General features: G+C 65.7%; 2 protein-coding genes. Both read right to left on the bottom strand.

All coding sequences use genetic code 11. The features are described 5' to 3' along the window. Nucleotides 1-34: 34 nt before the first annotated feature. Entirely contained in the window at nucleotides 35-1,063 is a 1,029-nt protein-coding gene (locus tag ABEB26_RS26825; protein ID WP_345725165.1) for an IS3 family transposase, read from the bottom strand. Beyond that, the gene (locus tag ABEB26_RS26820) at nucleotides 1,060-1,437 is read right to left on the bottom strand and encodes a transposase (RefSeq protein WP_345725164.1); all 378 of its coding nucleotides are present in this window, start codon (nucleotides 1,435-1,437) and stop codon (nucleotides 1,060-1,062) included. Before ABEB26_RS26820 ends, ABEB26_RS26825 begins: the two co-directional genes overlap by 4 nt. Nucleotides 1,438-1,491: the final 54 nt, after the last annotated feature.

Raw genomic sequence — 1,491 nt, 5'->3', positions numbered from 1 at the left:
CGGAACGTGTCAATATTTTTGAGACAGGTGACGATCAGGAATTCCGTTTCAGCCGCGCTGGGTCGTCTGGCTGCGCAGCCACACTGAGCGGCGGGTTGATCCACGCCGCCGTTGGCACGGGTGGCGGGGTCGGCGGCCCCTGCACAAAACGCTCCGGGTGGTGGGCAGCGGCGGCGGTCAGCACGACCTGCCGCGCGGCCACCACCGCATCCGCCGTCCCACCGTGGACCATTGCGGGGGTGAGCAGGCTCAGCCCACTGTGCCGATGGACGTGGTTGTACCAGTCCACGAACGCCGTCACCCACACCCGCGCCTCCGCCAGATTGGCGAACCGATCCGGATAGGTGGGTCCATACTTCATGGTCTTGAACTGCGCCTCCGAGTACGGATTATCGTTGGAAACGGTTGGCCGACTGTGCGAGCGCCGCACCCCGAGATCGGCCAGCAGGTCAGCGACCACCGTGGAGGTCATGGGCGCACCGCGATCAGCGTGAATCGTCAGTTGGTCGGGCGCAATGCCCTCCCGCAGGCAGGCATCAGCCAGCACCTGTTCGGCCAACAGCGCCGCTTCGTGGGTGGCGAGCAGCCAGCCGACGATCATCCGGCTGAAGATGTCGAGCACCACGTACAGGCTGTACCACACGCCCGGCTGCGGCCCGCGCAGTTTGGTGATGTCCCAACTCCAGACCTGGCGCGGTGCGGTGGCCAGCAACTCGGGTCGGGTGGAGACCGGATGGCGGCGCACGGCGCGGCGCTCACGGGTGGCGGCATCTGCCCGCAGCAGACGATACATCGTGCGCCAGTGGCACCGATAGATGCCCTCGTCAAGCAGCGTGGCATAGATCGAGCGCGGGGCTTGATCGACAAAGCGCTCGCTGTTCAGGACGGCCCGCACGGCGGTTTGCTCGTCGGGACTGAGCATACGCGGATGGCGACGGACGGTGCGCTGCCGTCGCACGGCGGGTCGTTGACGGCGGTAGACCGTGCTGCGCGGCACCCCAAGCGCCTGACAGGCGGCGGTCATCCCGACGATAGGGGCAAGGTCGTGCACGCTTTCCATCATGATTCGTTGTCCGTCGATGCGGCTGATGCCAGTCCAAGCAGCGTGGCCATTTTTTTTTGGATATCGATGATGGCAGTGGCCTTGGTCAGCTGGTGCTGGAGGCGGGCGTTCTCGCGGCGGAGCCGGGCGTTCTCATCCGCCAGCGGATTGGCGGGCTGGGGCACCGGGCCAGGACGTTGATTGTCGAGGCTCGTTGCGCCCCGACGAAGGCGCTGTCGCCACTTGGCCAGTTGCGAGGTGTACAGCCCGTGTTGACGAAGGATCGCTCCCCGCCGTGGGTCGCCACGCGGGTAGGAGTCGTACTCGTCCAGGATGGCCTGTCGCTCGGCGGTGCTCAAGGTCGGTCGGTCAGTTGGGTGGATCATGTCGTCCATGGAAGGTTGTGCTGATCAGGTACATCATCACCTGGATCACCCTCATCATCGGCG

Origin of the sequence: Herpetosiphon gulosus (genome assembly GCF_039545135.1) — a bacterium.
Lineage (GTDB): Bacteria > Chloroflexota > Chloroflexia > Chloroflexales > Herpetosiphonaceae > Herpetosiphon > Herpetosiphon gulosus.
Note: the sequence above shows the minus strand (reverse complement) of the source record. Positions and strands in the feature narration are given on the sequence as shown.

Bases quoted from the DNA above. Each gene is read 5' to 3' on its own strand.
- ABEB26_RS26825 (WP_345725165.1), bottom strand. From the start codon at position 1,063: ATGATGGAAAGCGTGCACGACCTTGCCCCTATCGTCGGGATGACCGCC.
- ABEB26_RS26820 (WP_345725164.1), bottom strand. From the start codon at position 1,437: ATGGACGACATGATCCACCCAACTGACCGACCGACCTTGAGCACCGCC.